The sequence below is a fragment of the Pseudoalteromonas sp. AWM4_233 genome (genome assembly GCF_056158285.1).
The window spans coordinates 1-2,366 of record NZ_JBSWSZ010000145.1; the positions used below are offsets into that span (position 1 = coordinate 1).

Below are 2,366 nucleotides of genomic sequence, written 5' to 3' on the forward strand. Positions count from 1 at the left end.
CCACGCGTACGTATTGCTAAGGTTAACGACGGTTAGATTCACCTCTTACACAGCACCTGTCGGGCATGGACTTGATCAAATACGTGCGGGCACAACAAAAGCACATTGGTATTGTCGTTGCCACCGCGTATGGCTCAATTGAGCACGCCGTTGAAGCTATCGAGCTCGGTGCCGATGACTACCTGAGTAAGCCTTTTCAGCGCCAAGAGCTACTGTTGGCACTTGCTAAAGCCAATAAGGCTAATCAATTACGCCTTGCCAACCAGCAGCTCAGCTCACAAATAAGCGAGCAAAATAAGTTGGTCGATATCATTGGTCATGCTCCATGTATGCAGAAAGTCTTTCAACGTATAGAACGTGTCAGTGCTACCAGCGCCACGGTGTTAATCAGTGGTGAAAGCGGCACGGGTAAGGAGCTTGCTGCGCGCGCGCTTCATCAGCTCTCAAATCGTAGTAAACAACCCTTTATCGCCATTAACTGTGGGGCTATTCCTGAGAATCTAGCAGAATCAGAACTCTTTGGCGCACTCAAAGGGGCCTACACCGGGGCAAACCAAGACAAACTCGGTAAATTTTCAGCAGCCAACAAGGGCACGATTTTTTTAGACGAAGTGGCAGAGCTGAGCCTAAATGTACAAACTAAACTACTGCGCTTATTACAAGAAGGTGTGGTGACGCCGGTAGGTGATACCAAAGAGCATAATATCGATGTCCGAGTGCTTTCATACAGGTGATTGGAAAATTGATCACAGCCCAGTGATTGGTGAGCGTTTCTCACCAGCGGTGTTAACCACATTACGACAACGTAATGTTCAAGCATTGGTTTGCGACTCGACGAATGCGTTGAAGTTTGGTCACTCGGTATCGGAGTATGACTGTTATAAAGCCTTATTAGAGGTTATTAAGGACGAATCAGGGCGAGTGGTCGTAGGCTGCTTTAGCAGTAATATTGCCCGCCTAGTATCGCTTGCCAACATCGCTAAAGAAACAGGACGTTACCTAGCTCTGATCGGGCGCTCTTTACAAAATATGGTCAGCGCTGCGCGTGTAGCCGGTTATTGGCCTGAAGATGCGCCATTGATTGACTCGAGCCACTTAGGCTACTTGCCTGCAAATGAAGTGTTGGCAGTTGCCACAGGCAGTCAAGGCGAGCCGAGGGCTATGTTAAACCGCTTAGCTCGTGATGATTGCTTTGATTTAACCCTCGAAAAAGGCGACTTAGTGTTGTTTAGTGCCATGATTATTCCTGGCAATGAGATGGCCATTGAACGGTTGGTGAACGCTTTTAAAGCTCAAGGAATTCGAACGTTACAAAGTCATGATATTGATCTGCCTATTCATGTGAGTGGTCATCCTTATGCGGATGAACTGACAGCAATGTACGATTGGGTGAGACCGCAAGTGGCTATCCCAACCCATGGTGAGCCTGAGCATATGGCTGCTAATGCCCAGATTGCTAAAGAGGCTCATGTGCCGAGACAGCTAACAGGGTTAAACGGTGATTTGTTTACCATTGCACCAGAAGTTGGTGTGCGAAAAGGCGTGGTATCGGCTCGTCGTATGGCGATTGCCAGAAATTAACTCTCTGAGAAATTGCGCTTCTCATAAAAAAGCCCATGAGCATAAGATCATGGGCTTTCTAATCTGTTTACAACGGTTGAACGTTACAGAACAACAGCCGTATCTTCTGCACAACCAAGCATCAGGTTCAGGTTCTGAACGGCAGCGCCTGAAGCGCCTTTGCCAAGGTTATCAAGCTTCGCGGATAGAACAACAGATTGGCCGTCTTCTGAAGCGAACACAGCGAGCTCTACTTGGTTCGTGTTTTCCAAGCCATGAGGGGTTAGGAAAGGTGCATGACTGTCTTTCACTTCATTGAATGGATGAACGGTCACGAAGTCTTCTTCTTCGTAAGTTGAAGCAAGGGCAGCGTGAAGTTTCTCACCAGTCATAGCGCCTGATAAGGTCACAGGAATGCTAATCAACATGCCTTGAGCGAAATTACCAACACTTGGGATAAAGATTGGTGTGTTATCTAACTGTGACCATTTTTGGATCTCAGGGAGATGCTTGTGCTTGAAGTTTAGGCCGTAAGTGCCGTAAGTCGCAGCATCTGGGTTACCTTCGTACTTTTCGATCAGTTGCTTACCACCACCGGTGTAACCTGAGATCGCATTCACGGTGTAGTGGCCATCTTTTGCTAGCAAACCTTGTTCAACCAGTGGCTTGAGTAGCAAGATAATGCCTGTTGGGTAGCAGCCTGGGTTAGAAACAAATTGTGCTTCTTGGATTTGCTCACGTTGGCTAGCATCGAGTTCAGCCAGGCCGTATACCCAGCCTTCTGCCACACGGTGAACAGAGCTGAC

2 protein-coding genes and 1 pseudogene are annotated in these 2,366 nt (G+C 47.8%); 2 read left to right on the top strand and 1 reads right to left on the bottom strand.

Annotation, left to right across the window (positions count from 1 at the left end):
* Window positions 1-56: 56 nt before the first annotated feature.
* Window positions 57-725: pseudogene (locus ACXAC4_RS27635) on the top strand (sigma-54-dependent transcriptional regulator); the annotation flags it as partial.
* A complete protein-coding gene (locus ACXAC4_RS27640) occupies window positions 709-1,581 on the top strand; it encodes an MBL fold metallo-hydrolase RNA specificity domain-containing protein (RefSeq protein ID WP_475168461.1) in 873 nt (290 codons plus the stop codon). The pseudogene ACXAC4_RS27635 and the gene ACXAC4_RS27640, both read left to right, overlap by 17 nt.
* An 83-nt stretch (window positions 1,582-1,664) precedes the next feature.
* Here the strand turns inward: ACXAC4_RS27640 and argC are convergent.
* On the bottom strand, window positions 1,665-2,366 hold a 702-nt coding region (argC, locus tag ACXAC4_RS27645; RefSeq protein ID WP_475168463.1), incomplete at its 5' end, for an N-acetyl-gamma-glutamyl-phosphate reductase.

Bases quoted from the DNA above. Each gene is read 5' to 3' on its own strand.
- ACXAC4_RS27640 (WP_475168461.1), top strand. From the start codon at position 709: ATGTCCGAGTGCTTTCATACAGGTGATTGGAAAATTGATCACAGCCCA.